Annotated in this window: 28 protein-coding genes; 9 read left to right on the top strand and 19 right to left on the bottom strand. The window is 46.6% G+C overall.

Going from position 1 to position 24,267, the window contains the following annotated elements:
- Positions 1–125: 125 nt before the first annotated feature.
- Positions 126–551, bottom strand: coding sequence for a PTS sugar transporter subunit IIA (locus EKM92_RS12610; protein WP_164510005.1), 426 nt, complete (start codon positions 549–551; stop codon positions 126–128).
- Between the two features lie 112 nt (positions 552–663).
- Here EKM92_RS12610 and EKM92_RS12605 point away from each other — a divergent pair, with 112 nt between their 5' ends.
- On the top strand, positions 664–1,152 hold the full coding sequence (locus tag EKM92_RS12605; protein WP_125711340.1) for a GNAT family N-acetyltransferase: 489 nt from the start codon (positions 664–666) through the stop codon (positions 1,150–1,152).
- A 5-nt stretch (positions 1,153–1,157) separates the two neighbouring features.
- Here the strand turns inward: EKM92_RS12605 and EKM92_RS12600 are convergent, their stop codons facing one another.
- Positions 1,158–2,654, bottom strand: coding sequence for a UDP-N-acetylmuramoyl-L-alanyl-D-glutamate--2,6-diaminopimelate ligase (locus tag EKM92_RS12600; RefSeq protein ID WP_125711338.1), 1,497 nt, complete (start codon positions 2,652–2,654; stop codon positions 1,158–1,160).
- A 106-nt stretch (positions 2,655–2,760) separates the two neighbouring features.
- Between EKM92_RS12600 and EKM92_RS12595 the strand changes: the two genes are divergently transcribed.
- The gene (locus EKM92_RS12595) at positions 2,761–2,958 is read left to right on the top strand and encodes a hypothetical protein (protein WP_125711336.1); all 198 of its coding nucleotides are present in this window, start codon (positions 2,761–2,763) and stop codon (positions 2,956–2,958) included.
- Between the two features lie 58 nt (positions 2,959–3,016).
- On the opposite strand, the gene EKM92_RS12590 is transcribed toward EKM92_RS12595, so the two are convergent.
- From EKM92_RS12590 to EKM92_RS12580, 3 genes are all read right to left on the bottom strand, one after another.
- Positions 3,017–4,417, bottom strand: coding sequence for an MFS transporter (locus EKM92_RS12590; RefSeq protein WP_125711348.1), 1,401 nt, complete (start codon positions 4,415–4,417; stop codon positions 3,017–3,019).
- A gap of 131 nt (positions 4,418–4,548) precedes the next feature.
- Positions 4,549–5,187 carry a histidine phosphatase family protein gene (locus tag EKM92_RS12585; protein WP_125711334.1) on the bottom strand — a complete coding sequence of 213 codons (639 nt, stop codon included), beginning with the start codon at positions 5,185–5,187 and terminating at the stop codon, positions 4,549–4,551.
- A gap of 69 nt (positions 5,188–5,256) precedes the next feature.
- The gene (locus EKM92_RS12580; RefSeq protein ID WP_125711332.1) at positions 5,257–5,448 is read right to left on the bottom strand and encodes a hypothetical protein; all 192 of its coding nucleotides are present in this window, start codon (positions 5,446–5,448) and stop codon (positions 5,257–5,259) included.
- 177 nt (positions 5,449–5,625) lie between these two features.
- Between EKM92_RS12580 and EKM92_RS12575 the strand changes: the two genes are divergently transcribed.
- From EKM92_RS12575 to EKM92_RS12560, 4 genes are read left to right on the top strand one after another with little or no spacing between them, the layout of a single operon-like run.
- The gene (locus EKM92_RS12575; RefSeq protein WP_125711330.1) at positions 5,626–6,363 is read left to right on the top strand and encodes a 1-acyl-sn-glycerol-3-phosphate acyltransferase; all 738 of its coding nucleotides are present in this window, start codon (positions 5,626–5,628) and stop codon (positions 6,361–6,363) included.
- Entirely contained in the window at positions 6,356–7,174 is an 819-nt protein-coding gene (locus tag EKM92_RS12570; RefSeq protein ID WP_164510004.1) for a glycosyltransferase, read from the top strand. Before EKM92_RS12575 ends, EKM92_RS12570 begins: the two co-directional genes overlap by 8 nt.
- A gap of 4 nt (positions 7,175–7,178) precedes the next feature.
- Positions 7,179–8,105 carry a glycosyltransferase family 8 protein gene (locus tag EKM92_RS12565; protein WP_125711328.1) on the top strand — a complete coding sequence of 309 codons (927 nt, stop codon included), beginning with the start codon at positions 7,179–7,181 and terminating at the stop codon, positions 8,103–8,105.
- Entirely contained in the window at positions 8,102–8,878 is a 777-nt protein-coding gene (locus EKM92_RS12560; protein ID WP_125711326.1) for a lysophospholipid acyltransferase family protein, read from the top strand. The genes EKM92_RS12565 and EKM92_RS12560 overlap by 4 nt, the downstream gene beginning before the upstream one ends.
- Before the next feature lie 34 nt (positions 8,879–8,912).
- On the opposite strand, the gene EKM92_RS12555 is transcribed toward EKM92_RS12560, so the two are convergent.
- Entirely contained in the window at positions 8,913–9,539 is a 627-nt protein-coding gene (locus tag EKM92_RS12555) for a TetR/AcrR family transcriptional regulator (RefSeq protein WP_125711324.1), read from the bottom strand.
- Positions 9,540–9,698: 159 nt separating this feature from the next.
- Here EKM92_RS12555 and EKM92_RS13835 point away from each other — a divergent pair, with 159 nt between their 5' ends.
- On the top strand, positions 9,699–9,821 hold the full coding sequence (locus tag EKM92_RS13835) for a hypothetical protein (protein ID WP_263853899.1): 123 nt from the start codon (positions 9,699–9,701) through the stop codon (positions 9,819–9,821).
- A gap of 41 nt (positions 9,822–9,862) precedes the next feature.
- Here the strand turns inward: EKM92_RS13835 and EKM92_RS12550 are convergent, their stop codons facing one another.
- The 9 genes from EKM92_RS12550 to EKM92_RS12515 all read right to left on the bottom strand — a co-directional run bounded on the left by EKM92_RS12550 (position 9,863) and on the right by EKM92_RS12515 (position 18,001).
- Entirely contained in the window at positions 9,863–10,366 is a 504-nt protein-coding gene (locus EKM92_RS12550) for a shikimate kinase (protein WP_125711322.1), read from the bottom strand.
- Between the two features lie 3 nt (positions 10,367–10,369).
- Positions 10,370–11,236 (bottom strand): prephenate dehydrogenase, encoded by an 867-nt coding sequence (locus EKM92_RS12545; RefSeq protein WP_125711321.1) that lies wholly within the window; start codon positions 11,234–11,236, stop codon positions 10,370–10,372.
- A 1-nt stretch (position 11,237) separates the two neighbouring features.
- On the bottom strand, positions 11,238–12,533 hold the full coding sequence (gene aroA / locus EKM92_RS12540) for a 3-phosphoshikimate 1-carboxyvinyltransferase (RefSeq protein ID WP_125711319.1): 1,296 nt from the start codon (positions 12,531–12,533) through the stop codon (positions 11,238–11,240).
- Between the two features lie 8 nt (positions 12,534–12,541).
- Positions 12,542–13,708 carry a chorismate synthase gene (aroC, locus tag EKM92_RS12535; protein ID WP_125711317.1) on the bottom strand — a complete coding sequence of 389 codons (1,167 nt, stop codon included), beginning with the start codon at positions 13,706–13,708 and terminating at the stop codon, positions 12,542–12,544.
- The gene (locus tag EKM92_RS13800; RefSeq protein WP_164510003.1) at positions 13,708–14,019 is read right to left on the bottom strand and encodes a chorismate mutase; all 312 of its coding nucleotides are present in this window, start codon (positions 14,017–14,019) and stop codon (positions 13,708–13,710) included. The genes aroC and EKM92_RS13800 overlap by 1 nt, the downstream gene beginning before the upstream one ends.
- The gene (locus EKM92_RS12530; protein WP_225420811.1) at positions 14,010–15,227 is read right to left on the bottom strand and encodes an MFS transporter; all 1,218 of its coding nucleotides are present in this window, start codon (positions 15,225–15,227) and stop codon (positions 14,010–14,012) included. Before EKM92_RS12530 ends, EKM92_RS13800 begins: the two co-directional genes overlap by 10 nt.
- A gap of 346 nt (positions 15,228–15,573) precedes the next feature.
- Entirely contained in the window at positions 15,574–16,482 is a 909-nt protein-coding gene (locus EKM92_RS12525) for a DMT family transporter (protein ID WP_125711315.1), read from the bottom strand.
- Positions 16,483–16,593: 111 nt separating this feature from the next.
- A complete protein-coding gene (locus EKM92_RS12520) occupies positions 16,594–17,421 on the bottom strand; it encodes a sugar phosphate isomerase/epimerase family protein (RefSeq protein ID WP_125711313.1) in 828 nt (275 codons plus the stop codon).
- A gap of 13 nt (positions 17,422–17,434) precedes the next feature.
- Positions 17,435–18,001 (bottom strand): restriction endonuclease, encoded by a 567-nt coding sequence (locus tag EKM92_RS12515; RefSeq protein WP_420812595.1) that lies wholly within the window; start codon positions 17,999–18,001, stop codon positions 17,435–17,437.
- Between the two features lie 117 nt (positions 18,002–18,118).
- Between EKM92_RS12515 and EKM92_RS12510 the strand changes: the two genes are divergently transcribed.
- Positions 18,119–18,907, top strand: coding sequence for an aldose epimerase family protein (locus tag EKM92_RS12510; protein ID WP_164510002.1), 789 nt, complete (start codon positions 18,119–18,121; stop codon positions 18,905–18,907).
- A gap of 30 nt (positions 18,908–18,937) precedes the next feature.
- Here the strand turns inward: EKM92_RS12510 and galU are convergent, their stop codons facing one another.
- Positions 18,938–19,846: a UTP--glucose-1-phosphate uridylyltransferase GalU gene (gene galU, locus EKM92_RS12505; RefSeq protein ID WP_125711309.1), complete on the bottom strand. Its 909-nt coding sequence runs from the start codon at positions 19,844–19,846 to the stop codon at positions 18,938–18,940.
- 164 nt (positions 19,847–20,010) lie between these two features.
- Between galU and EKM92_RS12500 the strand changes: the two genes are divergently transcribed.
- Complete coding sequence (locus EKM92_RS12500; RefSeq protein WP_125711308.1) at positions 20,011–20,817, top strand: SGNH/GDSL hydrolase family protein; 807 nt, start codon at positions 20,011–20,013, stop codon at positions 20,815–20,817.
- Positions 20,818–20,952: 135 nt separating this feature from the next.
- On the opposite strand, the gene EKM92_RS12495 is transcribed toward EKM92_RS12500, so the two are convergent.
- From EKM92_RS12495 to EKM92_RS12485, 3 genes are all read right to left on the bottom strand, one after another.
- Entirely contained in the window at positions 20,953–22,023 is a 1,071-nt protein-coding gene (locus EKM92_RS12495; RefSeq protein ID WP_125711306.1) for a phosphomevalonate kinase, read from the bottom strand.
- 179 nt (positions 22,024–22,202) lie between these two features.
- Positions 22,203–23,552, bottom strand: a complete 1,350-nt coding sequence (locus EKM92_RS12490; protein WP_420812596.1) for a DUF2252 domain-containing protein — start codon at positions 23,550–23,552, stop codon at positions 22,203–22,205.
- A gap of 44 nt (positions 23,553–23,596) precedes the next feature.
- Positions 23,597–24,196: a TetR/AcrR family transcriptional regulator gene (locus EKM92_RS12485; protein WP_125711301.1), complete on the bottom strand. Its 600-nt coding sequence runs from the start codon at positions 24,194–24,196 to the stop codon at positions 23,597–23,599.
- Positions 24,197–24,267: the final 71 nt, after the last annotated feature.

Below are 24,267 nucleotides of genomic sequence, written 5' to 3'. Positions count from 1 at the left end.
TATTTGACTCCACCCGCACAGCGGGTGGTTTTGAGGCACGCGCGTTTTCCGCGCGTACCAGGCTAAAGCCTGCACAATAAAAACAGCCGCAAAGGCAGCTGTTTCATTTTGCTTCTATTCATATTTTACAATTGCCGGCGTAGTTTTTCCGATGCCCCAGCCGCAATTGGTTGGGTAAAGTCTGCCGTTAAGCTTTCAAGTTTACCTGCTACGGCTTGCATTGCTGGGTCAGGATCAGCAGATTCTGGAATAATCACGCCGACAACAGTGTCAACTTGGGCATTTTCTCCCCAAGCAATGGCAGCATCGAAATTGACAATGACAATTTCAACTTTTTTCACCGCGGCACTGGAGGCATGGGTCAACGCGATATGACCCGAAATGACCTTTGAACCGCTGGCTTCACTTGCTAAAAACCCTGAACGTAAGCTTTGACTAGCCAAATCTAATTTTTCTCCTGCAAAGCTGGCCACCTTGGCAATTGCCGTTAATTCTGAAGGTTCTTTCAAGTCAACATTGACCAACACTTGTTTTTTTAATAAGGCGAACATAAGCTTTTCCTCCTTTAAGACCACATTTGCTTTCAACATCCAAAGCGTAACTTGAGAAACGCGTTACAGGTCAACCCTGATTCGCAAAAATCTTTCAAAACAGGTAGACTGGATGCAGACTGTTAAAGGAGTGTTGCTGATGATCACCTTAGAAACCATGTCTTTGGCCGCATTTGGCACTTGGCGCGCCAAAGCGATCAAAGATTTCGCTCAAGATAAAATTGATGCCTTAACTTGGACGCCAGAAGAAGCATTGGAAAAATCCCGCGCTTCCTATCAAGCGCTGTTGCCTCAAGGGTTGCATACTCCAGGTGAATTATTGTTCACGATCAACCATGATGGCACTGCCATCGGTTCACTTTGGGTGCATATTGATAAAGCCACCAATCACTATTTTATTTATGATATCAATATCGATGCAGATCACCAAAATCAAGGCTTCGGTCAACAAACGTTGCAAGTGCTTGAAACCCTCGCCCGTCAGCGTCACATTAAAGCCATCGATTTGCATGTGTTCGGCAGCAACTTGCGCGCGCAACATGTCTACGCCAAAATGGGCTTTATTACCACGGATATCAATATGTCGAAACCACTGGATTGACTTGATCAGGCTTGTTGCTGAATGGTTTTAGCGGCGAAAAAATGACGCACCACTTCCGCATCGTCGAAATGATGTTTGATCGACCCAACAATTTGATAAGTTTCATGACCTTTACCGGCAATCAAGACGACATCTCCTGTTCCTGCCAAACTTAACGCATAACTGATGGCTTGTTGACGATCACTTAATCGCGTGTAAGTCGCAGGGTCTAAGCCTGCCACCATTTGATCAATAATAGCTTCTGGATCTTCTGAACGTGGATTGTCTGCGGTAAAAATCGGATCAGTTGCTGCTTGTAAAGCAATCGTCGCCATTTGTGGGCGTTTCTCCACATCACGGTCGCCACCACAACCCACCACACAAAAAATTCGGCGTTTGGCAAACTTTTGAATCGTGCTTAACACATTTGCCAAGCCATCAGGGGTATGGGCGTAATCAACAATCACAGTCGCCGCTCCTGGATGTGGGATCACTTCGAAGCGTCCGCGGACGCCAGAGACTGTTTCTAACGCTTGAATGATCACCAAAGGATCAATGCCATGCACATAAGTCGCTCCAAACGCTGCTAAGGCATTATACACGTTGAATTCCCCCATTAACTGTAAGTGGACTGGGTAACTGTGACCCGCGATCCGCAATTGAAAGCTAGTGCCGCGACTGGAGACACGAATCTGTCTGGCTTGCAACATGCCTCGCCCTTTCGTCCCATAAGTTAACACATTCGCTGCAGTGCGACTCACCAGCCGCTGACCGTAGGGATCATCGATATTGATCACTGCGGTTTTATTTTTGCGGCCATGGTGATAACTGTTGCCTAACTGTTCAAATAATAAGGCTTTGGCTTCAAAATATGCTTCAAAGGTTTTGTGATAATCCAAATGATCTTCAGTTAAATTCGTAAACACCGCAGTATCAAAATCGATGCCACGTACTCGACCTTGGTCTAAACCAATCGACGACACTTCCATGGCGCAAGCCTTTTTTCCTGAGTGCACCATTTCACTTAAATATTGTTGGTTGGTAAACGGGTCCGGCGTGGTATTATTTGCCGCATGTAATGTCTTGCCACCTTTGGTATACAATGTCCCAATCAACCCACAGTCCAGTTGGGCAGCAGTGAGAATCTTTGCAATTAAATGCGTCACTGTGGTTTTACCATTGGTGCCAGTGACACCAAAGACTTTCAATGCCGCACTCGGATCATCAAAAAAGGCGACTGCGAGTTGCGCCAACGCTTTGTGGGTGTCTGGCACTTGGACGATCAAAGCCCCACTGGCGGAAACTGGGTGTTCGACAACGACCATGATCGCGCCAGCATCGATTGCCGCTTGCACATGTTGATGACCATCAAAATGTTCGCCGTGAATCGCCACAAAACAACTATTGGCAGTGACTTGTCGGGTATCTGGCGTTAAATTGTTCACAACGCGGCCATCCTCGGCTAATGATTTTTGGGTTTGGTGATCAAGATTTAATAACGAAGCACAGTCTGCGATTTGCATAGTCAACATCCTTCCTGAAGTTGTGGTTAGTATCTCGACTCAACCATAAAGTTGGCTTAAATCGTGAAAATTGTGTTATACTAAACCCATAAGGAGGCGGTTTCATATGTTGATGATTTCCGTTTTGTTACTTTTAACGATTGCGTTGATCGCATTGGCACCGCGCACTGTCACCACCTGCCAAACTGCCCGGGTCCCGGTGGCATCTACCCGCGCACAAATCGCATGGTATCAACAAGAGTTGTCATTAGGCCACATCACACCAGCCCAATTTCAAGCCATCAAACGCGAACTTTTACGTTAATTTGAACCCAATAAAAAAACACCCTTTGCGGTGTCTTTTTTAATTTTCAGTTAAAGTCTTAGTCAATGACCTCGCGATTAGGATCTAAGGCGTTGACGACCCACACGATGGCCAACAAGATCACAACCACCACGAACACCGTTTGCAAAGCACCCAACAAAATACCAGCTGCTTGAGGGCTACCGCTGTGTCCAGCGACCACTGCATCCAACTCACGCATTGGCACATTGCCATGTCGCAGTTGAAGCACCACGTTCATGACAGCACCGTAAATCGCAGTCATGACGGTTTGTCCTAATGAGCGACCGAGCGTAAACATCGCCGTGGCGGTTCCTACCAATGCTTCGGGCGCTAGGTGTTGCGCTAAAATCGTATTTTGACTGATCACCAAGCCCATGCCAAAGCCATTGACTGCCGCCACCACATAAAAGCCCCACACCGGAAAATGTGCCCCGAAGATTACCGGTCCAGCATAAAAAATCGCTTGAATCAGCACCACAGTCTTCGTCAAACGCTTAGGAACTAAGTGTTTTAACGTCCAACTGACTAAAAAGCCTGCCACTAACCACATGATCGAACTAAACGATACTGAAAACCCTGCGACTGTGGCATTGACATGATCAAGTCCTTGCAACCAAATCGGAAAATAAACTTGATAGCCGATCAACACCCCAGACAACAAACACGCAGTCACAATTTGAACGATAAACGTTTTAGACGTGAACAAAGTCGGTGGGATCAACGCTGCCGGTGCCTGTTGTTCAACCTTGATAAAGCCCCACAGCGAAAGTCCAAACACAATCACCAAACTTAATGCCCACCAAGGGTTGCGACTCAACGATTGCGCCGCTAACAACAAACTGATCAAACTGATCGACAACCAAGCAATGCCTTTCACATCCAGGGGTTGCTTTTCAGAAACCAGCTTAGCTTCATGATAACCAAACGCCGTTAACCCAAACACGATCACCCCAAGTGGCACATTCACAAAAAACACCCAGTGCCATGACAGATGATCGACTAAAAATCCCCCTAATAACGGTCCTAACAACGCGGACAAGCCCCAAGCGCTATTATTTAACGCCATGGCTTGGGCGCGTTTTTCATATGGGAAGAAATCGGCGATCAAGGTGAACGTCAATGGCATCACCGCCCCTGCCCCGACGCCTTGCACTGCTCTTGCAGCGATCAACCAGCCAATGGTTGGAGCCAAACCAGAAAGCAACGAGCCGCCGGTAAACACTGCGACACCCCATAGAAACAAGCGCTTGCGACCATATGTATCTGCCAATTTGCCATAAATTGGCGTGGTGATCGCGGTGGTGAGTAAATATGCCGCCATGATCCAACTTTGCCAAGCTAATCCGTGTAAACTCGCAATGATCGTCGGCATTGCTGTGGTGACGATCGTCACTTCCACTGAGGTCATGAAAGTAGCGATCAATACCGCGACTAACATTGTCTTTGTTTTCGTTGCGTTCACCTTGATGCCACCTTTCTCAATAGGTTTAGCTTACAACAAATTAGTGGTGGCAAACAGCACGGATCCTTTGAATTTTCTTGTGCCTCATACAAAAAACGCCTGTGAGCTCACAGACGTCCGGCCTCAACATATTTCAGGGAATCAAACGCCATGACTTTAAATCGTCCATGGTCGCAATGAATCTGCGTGACTGATGCATTGTGCATCGTTGTTTGCCCATTTAATGGAAACCCGATCAACGCCAACCATAATAAAATGACGGTTCCGTGAGCCACCGCCATCACCTGTTGATCAGGCTGATCGGTGATCCGTCGAATCGCTTGGTCAAAGCGCATTTGCACCGTATGGGCATCTTCTGCGTCAGCATCAAGTTGATGAACGCCATTGGCCACAGGCACTAATTGCTCCAATTGTGCTGCTGGCAATATTGCTTTTAATGCCTCATGCCGTGCACTTTGCGGTTGCCCTTCAAAATGGGCATAATCTTCTTCCCGCAAACCGGCATCAAGCTGCACCGGTAAATATTGATCAGCGGCAGTCAGTGCCAGTTCTGCGGTGTCACGCGCGCGGATCAAATCACTGGCATAAGCGTGATCAAAAACGATCCCTGCTTTTTGCAAGCCGCGACCTAACGCTTTGGCATCAGCGATCCCGGTTGCCGTTAATTCAGAATCTGCCATTCCTTGGATCCGGTGTTGGACATTGTACACGGTTTGTCCATGGCGGATCAAATATAATTCAGTCATGATTGCCTCCTATAATAACAGCAATCATTTTACCATAGAAAAACCGCCTGGTTGTCCAGACGGTGACGTTCAGAAAATCCCAAATAAAATCAAACTGCCCATCAACACCAATACCAACGCCATAAACAACGCATACCCAATACTTTCACGCGAGCTCGTGGTCACACCGCCGGCAGGTGCTGGACGTTGGCGATCCAAATACACCGCGCGCAGTTGCCAAACCGCAAACCCTAAGAGCAAAATGCCAAACAATTTGAACATCACGCTCACCTCTTTACGCCCTTATTGTACACGCTTACATTGAAATATTCAAGTCTGCGAATAATCTCAATGAGTTTTCACTCATTTTCTGTAAAAGGTTGACACCACCCCTCGTTCGGTTATACTTACGGGTGTGAAAATGATTGAGTGCTTACTCAATGATTCGAGGGGATTCAGGTGCAACACCATTACACATATCAAGACTTTCACCAAGATGTGATTCAAAGTCCACATCAAAACGCCCAAATACCGGCAAATTTTAACTGGGAACCCAATCGCCTTCAACAAGCCTTGGTCAATCCATTAGCAACCGGCTTTGCGCATTTGTATCGTCACTGGCATGGCATTCGCGTGATCGGTGTTGAAAAACTCACCCCAGGCGCTTTCATTTATGCCAATCACACTCAACCTGTTGGCGATGTTTTCGTCCCGCGAACGCTTCCTTTTCCAGTTTCGATCATTGCTGGGCCAGCAAATTTAGGCATCCCGGTGATCGGGAAGCTTTTGCCTGCCGGTCGCGCGATTTTATTACCCAATACCCGCAAACAATATCCACAATTTCTTGCTGCGATCAAGCGCGCTCACACTCTCGGTCAGTTGATCTTGGTATATCCAGAAGCGCATGTTTGGCCCTTTTATCCTGGGATCCGCCCTTTTGATGCGACAAGTTTTCATTATCCAGCCCAACTGAAAGCCCCAGTTTTCACCATGACCACGACTTATCAACCTGGTCGCTGGCCACATCAGGTGCAAACTACCATTTATATCGATGGGCCATTGCCAGTGGATCCGACCCTACCGCTCAAACAGCAACAACACGCACTTTTTCAACATGCACAAGCACAGTTGATCGCCCGCAGTCGATTTTCAACTGAAACTGTGGTGCATTACACTTTGGAGGACGAACATGATTAATGTCTTATATTGTGGCGACGCCCGAATGCAAGACGGGCTGTTGATCTCGATGTTATCGTTGATCAAACACACCCATGAACCTTTACATCTTTACGTGATGACCGCCCGCATCAAAGGCTTTGAACCCATCAGCCAAACAACCGTTGATTTTCTGCAAACGCAAGCCCAACGCGTTGATCCGAAACACCAAGTCACGCGCATCGATGCCACTGACGTCTTTGCCGCTGCGCCACCAACCGCTAATCTGGATACGATTTTCACGCCTTATTGCATGTTACGGCTCTATGCGGATCTCCTGCCAGATTTACCTGACCGCCTATTATATCTGGATACTGACGTGATCGCCCGCCGCCGATTTGGTGATTTTTATCATCAAGATCTCGCTGGTGTCGAGTTTGTCGGGGTGTTAGATCATTATGGAAAATGGTTCTTTCATCATGAAATGGCCACCTTCGATTACCTGAATTCTGGCATGTTGTTATTGAATCTCAAGCAGATCAGATTGACTGGCTTGTTTGAACAGTGTCGTAAACGTTGTGCGACGCAACAAATGTTTATGCCTGACCAATCGGCTTTAAATAAGCTTGCAGTTGTCAAAGTGATTGCACCGCGGCGTTTCAATGAGCAACGCAAACGTCATGCTAACACTGTATTTCAACATTTCACCACGAGTTTTCGACTGTTTCCTTGGATCCACACGTTAACCGTTAAACCTTGGCAAGTCCAAGCGATGCATGATCAACTCCATTTACATGATTATGATGATCTACTTGATATCTACACCCGTTTAGCGCCTGCCATGAAAGGATGATTCGATGATCCCAGTATTTTATTCCATTGATGACCATTATGCCGCACCATTTGCAGTGAGTTTACAATCGCTGCAAGCCCATGCGCATGATCCTCGCGGCTATCAGGTGATCGTGTTGGCTCAAAATCTCAGTCAATCAACTCGCGACACCTTGATGGCGATGATCACAAATCCTTTGGTCCATTTGGAATTTGTCACCATTGATGCCGACACCTTAGCGCAAATCGACGATACCGGCAACAAGTTGCGTTGTGATTACTTCACTTTCACGATTTACTTGCGGTTATTTATTCCGCAACTGTTTAAATCATTAAAAAAAGCCGTGTATTTAGATGCAGACACTTTGATTTTAGAAGATGTCGCCAAATTATATGACCATCATTTGGCCCAGCATTTAGTTGGCGCCGTCAGTGATCCTTTCATTGCCAATGACCCTGTCACCAATCGCTATGCTCGCGTGGCCATTGGTGTGCCTGCTGAACATTATTTAAACTCCGGTGTTTTGGTGATGAATTTAGCTGCCATGCGGACTGTTGACTTCACTGACCACTTCTTATCGTTGCTACATACTTATCACTTTCAAAGTTTGGCCCCTGATCAAGATTATTTAAATGCGATTGTCCAACAACGGGTGTTATGGCTAGATTCATCTTGGAATCGACAAGGCGATGCTGGCCTCGCCCAAATCGTTCACTTCAACTTGTTTGCCAAGCCTTGGCATTACACCAATGTCGCTTATCAAGATGCCTTTTGGTATTATGCCGACTTGACGCCTTTTGCCCAAACGCTACATGCCCAACTCACCAACTATGACCAACAAGCTGCTGATCAAGTCCACATGCAAGCCCTCGTCGATTCAGCAGATCGGATCGCACAACTTGAAACAACTTTTGCCAATATCCGCGATGCTGGTGTGGCGGTTGCCTTATGACTTCTGTCGTTGAAAACATCCATCAAGCCGTCATCGACTTGGCGTGGCATCGCAACGTGATGATCGGCGATCCTGAATTATCAAAAAGCCAAGCACAGCAAGTGTTGGCGAACTGGCAACACGACACAATTTTAAGTCGGTTAAACACCGGGTTAGCCCGCATCGTCATGCATGTTGCTTGCGCCTGGAACATGCGGAAGGTTAAAGTTTATGGTTTGGAGAACTTACCTGTCGATCATCGCGCCATTGTCGTAAGCAATCATTTTGCGCCATTAGAGAATTTGGCTGTCCGCAAAGCCTTAGGGAATCATCGCCTGTTTATTGTGAGTGAGTTAACCAACTTGGCGATGAAGGGTGGCTTAGGCTGGTTAATGCGCCATGCCGATACGATACCGATCGCTGCTGACACACATTATATGGGGCGAGAGTTTATCCCCCAACTTCAAACCCGCTTACACAAAGCGCCAGTTTTGATTTATCCGGAGCAAGCCCTGTGGTTGAACTATCGCAAACCTCGACCTGGTCAACGTGGGGCCTATTATTTTGCCGCCCAACTCCAAGTGCCGGTCATTTCAATGTTTGTCGCGATCAATGCTCAAGGTGAATACGCCGTGCACATTCTCAAAACCCTCAACCCAGATTCAACGTTATCTGCCCGCGCAGCGAGTTTAAAAATGCTCGCAGCAGACGACTTGCAGCGCCAAGCGGCATTTGAAGCCATTTATCAAACCCCTTATGATTTACTTTGGCATGAAGCAGATATCGTCAATTAAAAAAATCCCCGTGGAAAAAAACGGGGATTTTTGATTATGGTCGCAAAACTTTCAATATGCTACGCGTCAGCTTATCAGCATCAGGCACTTGCTGATAAAATAAATAATTCACGGCGGCACCGCCAAGCAATGACCACAATAATTGAAAGATTTCTGCATCCGGCCAGTCCACTAACTGTCCTTGTTGTTTTAGTTCAGTAAAGGTCTGCCCCATCCGTGCAATTTGTGGTGCTGGGATCGCTTGGGCCAGCAGATCACGTCGACTTTGACTATAAGCCAGTTCACTGAATAATAACTTCAAGACTTTGGCGTTGGCAATTAAAAAGTCGATCCGCTCTGACACCAGCTGGCGAATTAAAGTTTTCAAGTCGGTTTCGGGGTGTTTAGCACTGGCGCCGATGAAATCATTGAAGATTTTCGGGACAATTTGCGTCATTACTGGTTGTAAAATCGCATCAAGCAAACCAGCTTTATTTTTAAATTTGGCAAATAAATTACCTTCTGCGACGCCAGCACGTTGGGCCACCAATTTCGTCGACGCATTGGCATAACCAATTTCAGCAAAGACATCGATTGCTGCGGCAATGATCTGCCGTTGCTTGGTGGTGAGATGATCAAATAAATGGGCTTGGTCATATAATTTCAGATCAGATTCTGCCATGTTGCGCCTCTTTGAGTGTTTACTTAAAGCGTAACGATTTTTCCAAGATGCGTCAATAGCTTAACCAATCCTTATGAGCTTAGACACAAAAACTTCTTGATTGCTCGGCATAATATCTTTATCGTCAACCAACAAGCAAATGCGAAAGAAGGAATTTCTATGACGACTTTAGCCCATGTTGCTGTATTTACCATTACCCTTGGTTTGATCGCAGCCTCCACAGTGATGGCTGCCGGTCATAATCGCCGTCGCGCCTTGATCCCTGTAAAAGTGAAGCGTTAAATACCAATCGCCAGCTCGAAAAAATTCGAACTGGCGATTTTTTAGTGTTGCGCTAACCAATTAATGATTTGATCAGCAATTTGATTCGGCGATAAATGATCCGTGGTGATCACCAGATCCGCCAATTCATGATAGCGGGGATCACGTTTTTGTTGCAGTGCCACTAACCCATCGGATCCGAGTTGTTGCACCAGCGGCCGATTGGCATCACGACCGATGCGTTTGAGAATCGTTGTCGCACTCGCTTCAAGCAGCACGACTGGCGTTTGCTTGGCTTTTAACAAATCAAAGTTTGCTGGTTGCATCGGAGTTCCGCCACCAGTAGATAAGATTTCAATATGATCTAACGCTTTGACCAAGGTTTCATGTTCTAATTGGCGAAATCCTGCGTCTCCCCGCGCTGCAAAAATTTCTGGGATGGATTTGCCTGCTGATTCGATGATCAAATCATCTAAATCACGGTGGGTACATTGCATTTTTCGTGCCAATGTTTGACCGACTGTGGTTTTTCCAGCCCCCATAAACCCCACTAAAATCACTGCCATGGGCTATACCTCCTTAGGTGGATCAATACTTTGTCGCACTTGTTGGGCTTGTACAAACCACGCATGCATCGCGTCGACGTCGTGATCGGCAATTAAATCGCGCATATGTTGCAAGGTAGCTAAGTTAGCATCCAATGCGCTAACGATCGCATCAGTATTGCTTTGCATGATTGCCGTCCACATCGTCGGGTCCCCGGCTGCGATCCGCGTAGTATCGCGAAAACCGCCAGCGGAAAACTGCAACGCTTGCGGTTGATCCGTTAAACCTTTGGCCGCACTAATGGCTAATGCTGACGCCACAACATGCGGGACGTGAGAGATCTGCGCGACCATTTGATCATGTTGCGTCGCGTTTAATATTTCAAAATAAGCCCCTGCTGCAGACAAGATATTGCGCAGCGCCAAGATTTGATCATCGCTGGCATTGCCATTCACCAGAAAATAATGGGCCTCTGCAAATAAACTCGCACGCCCAGCTTGGACCCCTGATTTTTCAGAGCCTGCCATCGGATGGCCACCCACAAAAGTCACGCCTTTGGCCATTAACGATTGCGCAGCTTGCATGACAATAGCTTTGGTACTCCCGGTATCAGTCACGATCACACCTGACTTTAATGGCAACGTCGCCAATTGTTTGAGTTCGCGGACAATTTCAGTTACTGGCGTCGCTAAAATAATGATATCGGCGTTATTGGCGTCTGCTAAGCCGTGATTGGCAGTGACATCGATGACTTGATGAGCTTTAGCCCAAGCCAAGCTTTCTGGGTTTTGATCATGGCCAATCACAGTGGCATCACCACGTCGTTGCCGAATCGCACGGGCTAAACTTGAACCGATCAACCCTAACCCTTCAATAAACACAGTTGTCATCTTATGCCTCCAACAAGGTGTTCAAATCATCGAAAAATTCTGGATAAGACACCCCAACAGCATCCGCATGTTTTAAGGTCAGCTTGCGATCTACTAACAAGGCTGCCAATCCTAACATCATCCCGATGCGATGGTCACCATGACTGTCAAGTACGGTATCATGTCCTTGCCAAGGGGTCCGCCCATCGATCACGAACCCGTCAGGTAATGCCTTGACATTGGCCCCAAGTTTACCGAGCTCTTGTTCAACACAGGCGATGCGATCGGTTTCTTTGACGCGCAGTTCTTCAGCGCCGTGAATGGTACTGATGCCATCAGCTTTTGCTGCCAGCAGCGCCACCAGCGGTAATTCATCAATAATCGCGGGAATTTGTTCCGCCGTTAAGTTGATGGGATGCAAATTGGCACTTTGCACGCGGATATCGCCCACAGATTCGCCGGCACTGACAGTTTCGCTGACTTCAACTCGGCCACCCATTTGCACCAACACGTCTAGTAATCCTCGCCGTGATGGATTCAAACCCACATTCGTCAAGGTCACATCAGAACCTGGGATCAACGTCGCCGCAACCATGAAAAACGCCGCACTGGACATGTCACCAGGCACTTGAACGGTTTGAGCGATGAGTTGATCCGTTTGTCCAACTCTGATAGTCATTTGATCTGAGGAAACCTCTAAATCAGCACCAAAAGCTTTGAGCATGTTTTCAGAATGATCTCGCGTGGGTAACAATTCATGAATCACAGTCTTCCCTGTTGCTTGCAACCCGGCAAAAATCAACGCGGATTTCACTTGCGCACTAGCGACTTTCAACTGTATTTCTGCAGCAGTTAAGGGTTGACCGAGAACTACGACAGGTAAGTGGCCATCAGTGGTCTCAATGTTTGCACCCATTTCGCGCAACGGCTCAGATACCCGGCGCATCGGACGTTTGGACAAGGAATCATCCCCGATCAAAGTCGTATCAAAAGCCAAACCCGCCAACAATCCCATCATCAAGCGCGTGGTTGTACCCGAATTGCCCATTTGTAAGGCGTGATGCGGTGGTTGTAAGCCATGCATACCAACGCCATGCACCACCACTTCATCACCTTGACGTTCAATTTGTACCCCAAGGTCTTTGAATGCTTGCAAAGTCGCCAAACAATCAGCGGAAGTTAAAAAGTGATGCACCAAGGTATCACCCGTCGCCAAACTCCCGATCATGATTGCCCGATGAGAAATACTTTTATCGCCTGGCACTGCCAGTTGACCATGTAACCCATGAGCGACATTGGTTTGTAATTGTTTATCCATTATTTCTCCTAAAAGGCATCAAATTCTGAGCGGTAGTCCGCTACTTGTTGTTGCATCCGTGCCAAGTTGGCATCATCAAAAGTCTCACAAAGAACTTTCGCTAACTCAAAAGAAACTGCACTTTCTACGACGATCGATGCTGGGACGATTGCTGTGGTATCTGATCGTTCCACATTGGCCTTAGACACTTCATGGGTATGAATATCAACAGATTGCAATGGTTGATAAAGCGTTGGGATCGGCTTTAACGCCCCGCGCACCACGATCGGCATACCATTGGTCATACCACCTTCAAACCCACCTAAGTGATCGGATAACCGCGAATAACCTTGGCCGGCATGCCAATCAATTTGGTCCATCACTTCAGAACCCAGATTTTCCGCTGCTTCAAAGCCGTCACCGATTTCAACGCCTTTGATAGCATTGACGCCAACAACTGCAGCAGCAATTTTGGCATCAAGCTTTTGATTCCATGCGGTATAGCTGCCTAATCCTGCTGGCACACCGTTGGCAACGACGCGGACGATCCCACCTAATGTGTTACCCGCATGCCGCGTTTCATCGATCAACAAATGGATTCGGTCGACTTGTTGGTCATCCAACATCCGCATGTCATTTTGAGTGATCGCCGCTTCAATTTCTGCGACATCTAAAGGTGATTCTGCTGGGCCTTTCACTGACCCCACTTGATCAACATACCCGACAATGGTGATACCAACAGCTTGCAACAATTGTTTACAAATCGCCCCGACTGCTACGCGCATCGCCGTTTCACGGGCGCTGGAGCGTTCCAACACATTCCGCATATCGTGGTGCCCATATTTTTGCCCGCCAACCAAATCGGCATGGCCTGGACGAGGACGTGTCACTTGTCGCAACGTATTTTCAGGGGTTTCTTCAGCAGTTGGTGACATGATCTCACCCCAGTGCCCATGGTCACGATTTTGAATCACCAACGCGATCGGTCCACCCATTGTGATACTGTGCCGGACGCCGCCGACGATTTGGACAGTGTCATGTTCAATTTTTTGGCGACTACCGCGCCCATAGCCGCCTTGACGCGCTACTAAAGCTGAGTTGATCGCATCGATATCTAGGTGTAACCCTGCCGGCACCCCGGTTAAAATGCTAGTGAGTTGCGGACCATGTGATTCTCCTGCTGTCATGTAATCCATTAGTTATCCTCCAAAGTTGACGTCTTGATTTTTTGCGTTTGATAAGCACGCGATTCTGCCATGATGGTCACAAAAATTTTCCGCGCATGTGGTGCGAGTTGCTTTGAACCGATCGCATCAGCGACTTGATCCAAAACTTGCGCTTCTCTGGCTTGATTTTTTACTGGGACTTGGGCAGCTTGCTTCAACCGCGCAATTTCATCAACAGTTTCAAATCGTTCTGCCAGCAAGGCGGCAATTTGTTGATCCAGTTCATTGATATGTTGACGGGCTGCGACTAAACCGGCTTGTGCTTGGGTGTCTATTGCCATGATGGGACCTCCTGAACTGATGCCTTAGGTTGATGTAAACAAATGCGTGCAACAATAACTAAGCCTAATCCAAAAGCCGCAACTGCAAGATCGCCACGCAAAGCAGCCGCTAAGCTGAGATGTGCAGAAAGCCACCCAGTGATCAAAGGCACTGAGAAGGTTGCTAAGCTCCCAAAATTCATGAAGATTCCAGTGATCATGCCTTTGATATTGGGGTACAAGGTTAAAAACATCGTCAAGCCGACTTGCATACCACCACCAGCAGCAGAAAGTCCAAAGACAAACGCGGCGACCATCCCAACCAGTGGTGTGTGGACCATACATACTGCCGCTAAGCTTAACAACCCAAACAAGTTGAGGCTCAATAAAACGATGCCTTCAGGGGCTTCTTTGCGCAATAACATGAAAATCACCAACACCCCAGAGATACTGCCGATGGAATAGCTCGATAACAATAAGTGCGCATTCATATTAGAAAAGTGTAACACTTTGGTGGCATAAAGGCTGATCCATTGGGTAAACCAAATCATCAACCCCATGGATGTGTAACCGTACATTGCCAAAGCGATCGTTGCGATCCACCGCTTAGTTTTCGACAACCCTTGGGCCTTTTCCACTTCCGCTTCGGTATGATGTTGAATCGCTGGAAACTTCAACGGTGCCACTAAAATCAAATTGATCACTAGCAACGCCGCACCGATTGCAAAAGACCAACCATACCATGCACCGATACCTTCACTGTAAGCGACAAAAATCGGTAAAATGAATTCCCCTAATGACATCGCCGCCTTGATCAAGACATTAGACGCTTTGGCTTTGCCGCCAAGATCAGCAAATGTGGTATAAGACCCGGCATCAAACGCGGAATTGGCGGCGCCGGCACACATGGCCAAAGCGTATGCGACTGGTAAGCTGTGGGTGATCATCATCCCAGCAAAGAAAGCCAGGTACAATACCATCCCAACATTGATACAAACTTTGCGACCGTACCGATCCGCGATGAAACCAAATAAGAAATAAGCAGGGAAGCGTCCCAATCCCACCCCTGATAAAACTAAACTGACGGTTGCCACTGGGGCATGCCAGCTAGCTGATAAGGCCTGCATGTTTTGGGCAATGATGATCAAACCGATGCCATGGACGATATAGTTGATGTATAAGCTTAACGATAAGCGACGTTGCATATTGGCACTGAGTGTTTGATCCATAAGAAATTCTCCTTTATAAACAAAAATTCGCCAACTAGTCGAGTAGTTGGCGAATTCAATCGGAAATATGGTTTACTTCCGCCAGCTAGACAATGTCTAACCAGCAAGCAAAAAGGGCTTAGCCACCTTAGACACGAACGTGTTTGCGTCCGTGCTAGATGCACGGACACTACCTAAAGTAGTAAAAGCCATAATAGTAAGCTGCAACTGCGAGTTGTCGTTGTTTTACCATTGCCATAAATCCCCTTGCATAATTGATGTTTCTAATTAAACACCCATTTTCTCATTTGGTCAACAGCTTTCTCACTTTTTTCTGAAAGTCACCCAATCATCAAAAAAATCCGGTTCACTTCGAAGTGACCGGATTTTTCTTGTGAATCGGAATCAATTGAATGAAGCTGGTACTCAGCACTAAAAGGCCACCGACAATTTCAGCTAATCCAAAATGCGCATTAAACACCAAGATCGCCACGACAGTCGCCGTTAGCGGTTCAAAGACGTTCAACATCCCCACTACTGTCGGACGCACCGTTTTTAAACTCGCGAGGTATAACAAGTAGGCAAACAACGTTCCAAACAACGTCACATAACCGATCCCTAAAACTACTTGCCCAGTGATCACCGGTGCCGGCGTCAAAAATAAAATCGGGGACAACACCAGCCCTGCAAACAACATCGCCCATGCGATCACAATTTGTGCCGGGACTTCTTGAAGCAACTTCACTGGCATTAAAGTATACAGCGCTGCCCCAACGCCTGCCGCAATGCCCCAAAACAACCCTTGAGGGGTCAAGGCTAAGGTGGTCAAGCGACCATGCGTCACCAGCAATAACATCCCGACAAACGCCACTGCCAATGAAATCACGTCAATGCGTTGTGGCCAATGACGTTCCTTAATCGCTAAGTAAATCACAATGAATAATGGCGCTAAGTATTGTAAAACTGTAGTGGTTGGTGCATTCGACGTGGCGACCGCAGTGAAATAAGAAAACTGCGATACCACGACACCCCCAAGTCCAAAAATCAACGCCCCACGTAACTGGCGTTTATTCTTCCATACTGCTATCGTCGCGTCGCGTTGCGTCAGCAAACACCAAGCCATTAACAAGATTCCTGAAGCCAACAGTCGTACTGCAACCAACCAGTCAGGCTGCAAACCCGCCGGTCCAAACAACCATTCCGCGACATTACCGGATACACCCCATAGTACTGGCCCTAGAATCGCACAAATAAACCCTTTTTGTTGCGCGGTCACCTCAACACCCCCGTAAATAAATTTACATTAGTATTTATGTTACCCGCACAATATTTTTGTTTCAAGGGTTTTGCGAACAAAAAAAGCCGGCACCAAGCCGACTTTTTGGGATTACTGTGCATTTTTCTCGGCGGCGATCAAGCCTTCGAGATACCACTGGCTGGCAAGCATCTCTTCACAATTATTTTGATTCTTCAAATTGATCTCAAAAATCGACGTGGCATTGGAGTTCATCGCGTGAATCACCCGCTTCCAGTTGATCTCACCTTCACCTAGCACCAAACTATCATGCGTTTTTCCCATGGAATCCACCAAATGATAGTGGCGGACAAATGGCCGCAAATGTCGCATCGAAGCGATCAACTTGTTGTTGTCACCGTGCACATAAATAAATGCATGCGACACATCGTACGCCAATGGTAACTGCAACTCAAGTAGGCGATCTTCAAATTCAGGATCACCATAAGCAAACACTGGCAACAAAGAGTTTTCAAACACCACATTATCTGGTGCCGTTGCGGTAAAATCAAGCATCCGCCCAAGCACCACTTTTTGGGCAGTTGCCAGATCTGGCCAGTCTTTGGCAAAATCATGTTCACCAGGATGCAACCCGTAGCCGCCATGGATCAAGGCGACAGCCCCGACTGCTTTGGCGTAGTTGATCAAACGCCGCGATGATTGCATCACAAATTGATAAAGCTGTGGAAACATCAACTTGTTGACGCACAACTCCATCCGCAACCCGTGCCATTTCATCGGATGATGAAAAACGACATGAGGCACACTTTGTTGCACCCACGCCACCATTTCTTGAAAATGTGCCCAGCCTTCTGGCGTGAAATCTGCTTCCGTCAAGTGAAACTCAAATACATCTGGATGATGTTGTAAGCGATTTTGAATTTGCACTTCATCAGTGCTGGCTTTTAACCCTAATTGCATACTGGCTCCTCATTTAACTCGGCAAGCGGCGCATCATCCGCTTCAAACGTGGACGATCGACTAATCGCACGCCTAACGAATCTGCCAACTCGATGGCAGAATCTGAGAATTCACTATTGGTCAACACCACTGCCTCATCGAGTTTATAAAAATTGTGACCAGTCCAAACTTCTTGGACCGCCTTGTTTCCGACAAATCCAGTATACCGCTTGCACTGAAATCCGCACGTTTTTCCATTTTTTTCAGCAATAATATCGATCCCTTGATCGCCACTGGCTTGTGTCACTTTGATGTGTTTATAGCCGTTACGCTTCAACAAGTAGCCGCAAAAATGCTCGAATTCATCGCCTTCCATGGCATCCACTTGATCCATTTGCAAATCACGATAGCGAAAATGACGGCGATACACCCACAACGCATTGACGACCACAAACACAGAAATCAAGATGAAGGCAGCCAGATCCAAGTGGCTTTTCCAATTGGTGGGACAATAGCCGCGTAAACAAAACGAATAAAGTAAAGCAATGGCAAACAACGCCAATAATAGCTGATACCCGCGGCACAATACATTATGAATCATGAGCGCTCCTCCTTAGCTTTAAGCGTACCAGAAATAATGGTGCTTTGCCTAAGACTTTGGGTTGATTCTGTTGCATTTTTTCGGTACGCTAGAAGAAACACAAAAGGAAGCGGTTTCTTGTCGATTGAAAGTAAGCTTTTCGCCAGACTACAAGGCGAAACTATCACCCAGTACACGTTAAAAAATTCCCATCACCTGGCGCTTCGGCTGATTACTTTTGGTGCACGAGTACAACAGTTACGGTTACCCGATCAAACAGGTGCAGATCCCAATTTGATTGCAGGCTTTGTCACCTTGCAAGATTACCTTCAGCAACCTGAACCTTTTGGGGCCTTAATGGGTCCAGATTGCCTACATCCCACTCGCACAGATTGGCAAAATTGGAACTGGGAGGCCCAAATTATTGAAAATACTGTGGTGATGCAGTTGCATTTAACTGATGGGCTCAACGATTTGCCTGGTACCCAAACCATCACTGTCACCCATCAACTGGATGACGACAACGTTTGGACCATTCACCTGCAAGTTCAAAGTGATACCCCAATTGAACTGCGGCCTAACTACAATTTAGCCTTCATGTTAACTGGCGATCCTGCTCGAACTATCGATCATCAGCAAATGACCCTTGGTGACATGACCAAGCCTGTGGCAGCGACTCAAACCACGCAAACCCACGTCCAACTTAGCGATGACCGCTGGACGTTAAGGTATCAAGCTAACGGTGGCGGGTTAGCGATTTCGACTTATGACCATATCGATGAATCCACCAATTTCAACGGCATTTTAGGGCATCCCAAAGCAACCGTCGGCATCCGCGCTTTGGCAACTGACGATGATCAACCCATATTAGTCAATGCCGCGCATGCTTTTGAACAAACCACTCGAATCAAACTTCAAGCCAATTAAAAACTCCGCTCATTTGGGCGGAGTTTTTGCTTATTTTGCAGGTTTTGTTGGCTTATCAGCTTGTTTGAGTTGTTCAGCTAAGTTTAAAATGTATGGTCGTAATTGATCTTTGACCTCAGGATGTGTCAAACCATATTCGATCGTGGTTTGAACAAATCCGAACTTATTGCCGACGTCGAAGCGATCCCCTGTAAATTCATGCGCAAATACGCGTTGGGTCTTGTTCAATTCGTCAATGGCATCAGTCAATTGAATTTCGTTGCCTTTGCCAGGCTTTTGATTATCCAAAATGTCGAAAATTTCAGGGGTCAGCAAGTAGCGCCCAATGATGGCCAAATCTGAAGGCGCATCTTCAACTGCTGGCTTTTCAACGAATTTCTTGACGTTGAATAACCCAGGCTTCACTTCGCTTTCAGGGTCGATCACGCCATATGCAGAAACTTCTTCATGTGGCACTTTCTTAACCGCTAAAATTGAAGCATGGGTTTCATTGTAGGCATCGATCAATTGTTGCGTCAATGGCACTTTATCTTGCATCAAATCGTCACCCAACATCACCACGAATGGCTCGTCAGCGATGAACGATTTCGCCAAACGTACCGCATCCCCCAAACCACGTGGATAAGGTTGGCGGACAAAAAATAAATTAACGCCGATATCAGTGGTTTGGTGAACCAATTCCAGCAGTTTGTCTTTATGTTTGGCTTCCAGATTTTGTTCCAATTCAGGCGCAGAATCAAAATGATCTTCAATGGAACGTTTTTGTTTCCCTTCCACGATCAAAATATCTTCGATACCTGATGCTTTAGCTTCTTCAACAATGAATTGAATCGTTGGCTTATCAACGATCGGCAACATCTCTTTGGCTAAAGCTTTGGTAGCAGGTAAAAAGCGGGTCCCGAGCCCCGCTGCAGGGATCACAGCTTTGCGTACTTTCAATGGCTTATCCTCCTCAAGGTATATGTCCATCATACCCGAATTGCCTGCGAAATGGGTGAAAAGAACGTAAAATTTCGGCGAATTAAGACTTAACAGCAGGTTTGAAGCAAACTTGAACGAATATCTGGTAAGATTAAGGTATTACTTATCGGGGGAACGTTTTTATGAAAAAAATTGGGCTATTTTTTGCCGCACTTTTGGCGCTGGTCGCACTCGGCATGATTATTTTCTTTGGTCGCCAACATCAAGCGGATCAATTCGCCGCCCAAAAGGCTTCACATGCAGCTTTAGTTGCAAAACAAGCTGCCAACAGTAGCTCAGCGGTCAGTTCATCAACTACCACGCACAAAACAAACAAGGTCAATCAAAAGGTCGGTCATGATCAATCATTAAAATATGTGGCTTTAGGCGATAGTTTAGCTGCTGGCGACTACACCAGCAAAGAGAATATGGCTTATCAATATGTCTTCACCCGCTATTTAAAAGACACGTTGGGCTATAAAGCGACCCTTGATGGCTTTTGGCAAGCAGGAGCTACGATCACCAGCATTGCGCAACCAAACTACGATAAAGTGGTGGCGATGGCACCAAATCTGATCACGATTGAACTGGGTACCAATGAACAGGACCAAACAAATCCCAACTACGCTGATGCAACCACGTTTCAAACCAATCTGGCGAACTTAGTCGCAGGCTTTAAATCCGACTTACCAAAAACAAAGCTTATTTTATTAACGACATGGAAAGCCGACACCAGTACATCGTATAACCATGCAATCAAAGCTGTCGGAACACAATACACAGTACCAGTGGTCGATATTTCTAAGGTGTATGAAAAATCCAGCAATATTGCCCAGTCAGGCGCAAAGAGTTGGGCTGGCAGCGGCGATGGTTATCACCCAAATGATGCAGGCAATCAAGCCATTGCTGATTTATTAGCGAAACAAGCCGATCAATTCTATGTGCATTAACGTTATCGCGTCTCATGTTGAGCCTTTCAACATGAGGCGCCTTTTTTGAAAATAAAAAAATGCCGCCGGATGACCTTTACCCCCAAAGTTTTGTTCCAACTTTTGGGGTAAAGGTCACGTCGCGACATTTTTTGATTAAAGCACTTCATGCACTTGAAAGGCTAATGGTTCAATTTGGGCAGCTTCCCATTGTTTCATTAAGGCACTTTGGTCGACTGAAGCATCCACCAATGCGATCCCACAGTCACCACCACCAGCACCACTAGACTTCGCAGCGCCACCGGCATTCTCCGCTAAATCACACATTTGCTTTAAAATCGGCGTTTCGATTTCAACACCAGACAATTGCGCCAAGTGATTTAACAATTGTCGATTAGCGCGGATGCCGGCTTGAATCGCAGAAAGTGAATGTTGACGAAAGCCTTCGATCAACCCTTCCAAGGTATTTTTGCTGGCACTTAAAAAGGTTTGATATTCGGCGCGTTCTTTAGCTTGGGCAATTGCAATTTTATCAACCAAGCGACTGGTTGATGCCGGAGAACCGGTCCAACCGATCAACAGTTGCATTTCTTTTGGTGCTTGTAGCAACTCAATCGACAGCTGCGGCCAGTCCATTTCCAAAAGTTCTGCCAACCCATGTTCACGACGTTCAGCAGCCAACCATGCTTTATCAAACGAGCGATAAGCGATCCAACCGCCATACACAGAAGCTGCAATGTCCCCTAAACTACCGTTACCTTGAATGTCCAAATGGGCGATGGCAGCCAGTTTATACAACTGGGCTTTGGTCATGTGAAGGGCATAGAATTGATCCAAAGCTTTGACTGTTGCCACGGTGACCGCAGCACTAGAGCCTAAGCCATACTTTTTGCCATCGTTGGCGTCAAGATCAGAATCGATATCCATGGTGTATACCGATAAGTTACGTCCGAGTTCACGAGCATACATTTCGGTGCAACGAATCGCGCTTAAAATGTAATGAAACGGGTTGTCCCGATTATCAAAGACCATTTCGTCGCCATTGCGTTGCCAAGTTAAGCTGGTTTCTTGATATTGCTTGGAATTGATCCGCCCAATGCCCTCAGCTTTCGTCACTGTCACCGTTACAAATTGATTTAATGCCACGATCACCGCGGGGTACCCTGTTTCCACCACCGCGTATTCACCAGCGATATAAAGCTTACCTGGCGCCTGCGCTGTTACCAATCCATCAGAACCCTTCACCAAAATTTGCCGAATCTATTCGTGCGTTTTGATTATAACCGCAACCGCGCAAAAAAAGCGCCGAATTTGCTTCGACATTACCAATTCTTGAAAAACGCACCTTATCTATTCTAGGCATCTTCACGCCGAAACTCAACTGAAAAATGTGACGTGAAGCGGTTTTATTCAAACTGGCCAGCAAACGCCGCAAAATCATTGACCACTTGATGGAGATAATCCAAACACCATGATTGGATCACGGCATCAAAGTCCTTATTTAAGTAGCCACAAATCACCGCAGCTTGCGGACTTTGAGCATGGGCTTTGGCAAGCAATTGTGCACATATTTCACTGTATGCTTGAAATTGCTCGAAATTCAATTTCGTGACATCAACAGATTCTTTCATATCCCGAAATTGTCGGACATAAAAACTGCGCTTACCGATCGTCATCCACCCTAAAAATGGATCAGAAGCTTTTTGTAAGATCTGAGTGGCAGCGATAATGCGCTGCCCTGCTTGCGTTTCAGATTGTAAACTAGCAGAGTCGGTTTGCAAGCTCAGGTGATGGCGATCTGGTAAAGCTTCTTTGATCTGCAACACAATTGAACTGCCATTAGGACCCATTAGTAACACCAAGTAACAATGGGTACCAAAACTGCCGATCCCCACCGAATGGCGAATCATATCAGTCACATGATATTGATGGAGCAACAAATTGACATCTGCGCGGGTGGTTTCACGATAGGCTAAAAGCCCTTGCATCAAGCTGACTTCAGTGTCTGCTTCAACATGAATCGAGCGCGGCGGCGACACTTTAAAGCGTAATTGCCCGCTTGCAGTGCGTTGGGTGTATTTTTTGATCACTGACGCTTGATCACGAGATTTCGCCTTGGTGACGATTTTATCGATCAACCCAGCTGCTTTGGCATCAATACCACCGATCAACGCATGCACTTCGCTAGTGGTATAGAAGCGCTCAAGCTGCGTTTGTTTAAAACTGGTTTTTAAGCTTTTGCGATAGATGCGGACCACTTGTTTAACCAATGTATCCATTTGATCAGCATCAAAATGCATCTGTGCGCCAAGTAGATAAACACTGGTAGCTAAGCGTTTGACATCATATTCAAAAGGAAGCACCGCGGCTTCATCAAAATCGTTTAAATCAAACAGTAATTGTCGCTCAGGCGAAGCATAAAAGCCAAAATTTTGTAAATGTGCATCCCCAGAGCTCAGCACTTCAATGCCACTATTGACTTCATGACGCAAATCGTACGCCATCAGTTCTGCAGTCCCACGGAAAAAAGCCGCTGGCCCTGCAAGCATCCGTTGATGACGCATCGGCAACAATTCAGCAATGAGATGACTTTCAATCGTGTGAATGAAGTGCGGCGCAGACCGGGTGATCACCGGGCGATGACCTAAAGCACTGATCGGTGTTTCATCACGTTGCTTTTTGCCTAATGCCCGCCGTTGGTCCACGCCAACTGGCAATGGCGTCTTTAAGATATCTGAAATTAAAGAATTGATGATGTCCCTCCACTGAAAAAGTCGAGCCTCCACGAGGCTCGACCAGTTTACATCACTGCAGCTTGATCTAAGGCAATGGCTGAAGGTGCGTTAGTGAAACGCCCATTGGCAATGAAGTCTTGCAACACTGCAAGCATCATTTCGCTGCGTTGATTATCCGTTAATTGAACAAAACCGCTAGCCGCTAGACTCCCTACCCCAGTGCCAACGATCCATAAACCTTTAATCAGATCTTCACGTTGATGATCAGTCAATGTCGCTGCCGGTTGATAATCGCTTAGAATTAAATCAGCTTGCTGATTCAAAAAGTCTCGAACAGCATCAACCCCAAAATTAGCTTTTACAAAAACAGCATCATATAACACCGGTTGCGTGACCACAAAATCGGCAAAAGCCAACCCAATGTCGACTAGCGGATCAGCGGTGTAACGTTGACCAAGAGCAATTTTTAATTCCTTGCGCAACCGCATCATCACAGCTTTTTTCAACTCCCCCATTGAGTTGAATTCCAAGTAGATCGGTTGCGTGGAACAGTTCAAATGTCTGGCAATATTGCGAGCCGTAAAGACTTTAAAACCAGATTCAATGACGATTTGATACGCCATGTCCAAAATTTGTATATCAGTAATTGATTTCTTGCGCGCCATGCGGTTCCCCCACTTTCAAACAGTACCCCATTGTTTGTTCTAATGTTATTTTACCAAAGCTTTTCGAAAAC

Origin of the sequence: Lacticaseibacillus porcinae (genome assembly GCF_003946305.1) — a bacterium.
Classification (GTDB): Bacteria; Bacillota; Bacilli; order Lactobacillales; family Lactobacillaceae; genus Lacticaseibacillus; species Lacticaseibacillus porcinae.
Note: the sequence above shows the minus strand (reverse complement) of the source record. Positions and strands in the feature narration are given on the sequence as shown.

Coding starts and splice junctions, on each gene's coding strand:
- EKM92_RS12610 (WP_164510005.1), bottom strand. CDS start 551: ATGTTCGCCTTATTAAAAAAACAAGTGTTGGTCAATGTTGACTTGAAA.
- EKM92_RS12605 (WP_125711340.1), top strand. CDS start 664: ATGCAGACTGTTAAAGGAGTGTTGCTGATGATCACCTTAGAAACCATG.
- EKM92_RS12600 (WP_125711338.1), bottom strand. CDS start 2,654: ATGCAAATCGCAGACTGTGCTTCGTTATTAAATCTTGATCACCAAACC.
- EKM92_RS12595 (WP_125711336.1), top strand. CDS start 2,761: ATGTTGATGATTTCCGTTTTGTTACTTTTAACGATTGCGTTGATCGCA.
- EKM92_RS12590 (WP_125711348.1), bottom strand. CDS start 4,417: ATGTTAGTCGCGGTATTGATCGCTACTTTCATGACCTCAGTGGAAGTG.
- EKM92_RS12585 (WP_125711334.1), bottom strand. CDS start 5,187: ATGACTGAATTATATTTGATCCGCCATGGACAAACCGTGTACAATGTC.
- EKM92_RS12580 (WP_125711332.1), bottom strand. CDS start 5,448: ATGTTCAAATTGTTTGGCATTTTGCTCTTAGGGTTTGCGGTTTGGCAA.
- EKM92_RS12570 (WP_164510004.1), top strand. CDS start 6,356: ATGATTAATGTCTTATATTGTGGCGACGCCCGAATGCAAGACGGGCTG.
- EKM92_RS12565 (WP_125711328.1), top strand. CDS start 7,179: ATGATCCCAGTATTTTATTCCATTGATGACCATTATGCCGCACCATTT.
- EKM92_RS12560 (WP_125711326.1), top strand. CDS start 8,102: ATGACTTCTGTCGTTGAAAACATCCATCAAGCCGTCATCGACTTGGCG.
- EKM92_RS12555 (WP_125711324.1), bottom strand. CDS start 9,539: ATGGCAGAATCTGATCTGAAATTATATGACCAAGCCCATTTATTTGAT.
- EKM92_RS13835 (WP_263853899.1), top strand. CDS start 9,699: ATGACGACTTTAGCCCATGTTGCTGTATTTACCATTACCCTTGGTTTG.
- EKM92_RS12550 (WP_125711322.1), bottom strand. CDS start 10,366: ATGGCAGTGATTTTAGTGGGGTTTATGGGGGCTGGAAAAACCACAGTC.
- EKM92_RS12545 (WP_125711321.1), bottom strand. CDS start 11,236: ATGACAACTGTGTTTATTGAAGGGTTAGGGTTGATCGGTTCAAGTTTA.
- aroA (WP_125711319.1), bottom strand. CDS start 12,533: ATGGATAAACAATTACAAACCAATGTCGCTCATGGGTTACATGGTCAA.
- aroC (WP_125711317.1), bottom strand. CDS start 13,708: ATGGATTACATGACAGCAGGAGAATCACATGGTCCGCAACTCACTAGC.
- EKM92_RS13800 (WP_164510003.1), bottom strand. CDS start 14,019: ATGGCAATAGACACCCAAGCACAAGCCGGTTTAGTCGCAGCCCGTCAA.
- EKM92_RS12530 (WP_225420811.1), bottom strand. CDS start 15,227: ATGGATCAAACACTCAGTGCCAATATGCAACGTCGCTTATCGTTAAGC.
- EKM92_RS12520 (WP_125711313.1), bottom strand. CDS start 17,421: ATGCAATTAGGGTTAAAAGCCAGCACTGATGAAGTGCAAATTCAAAAT.
- EKM92_RS12515 (WP_420812595.1), bottom strand. CDS start 18,001: ATGATTCATAATGTATTGTGCCGCGGGTATCAGCTATTATTGGCGTTG.
- EKM92_RS12500 (WP_125711308.1), top strand. CDS start 20,011: ATGAAAAAAATTGGGCTATTTTTTGCCGCACTTTTGGCGCTGGTCGCA.
- EKM92_RS12485 (WP_125711301.1), bottom strand. CDS start 24,196: ATGGCGCGCAAGAAATCAATTACTGATATACAAATTTTGGACATGGCG.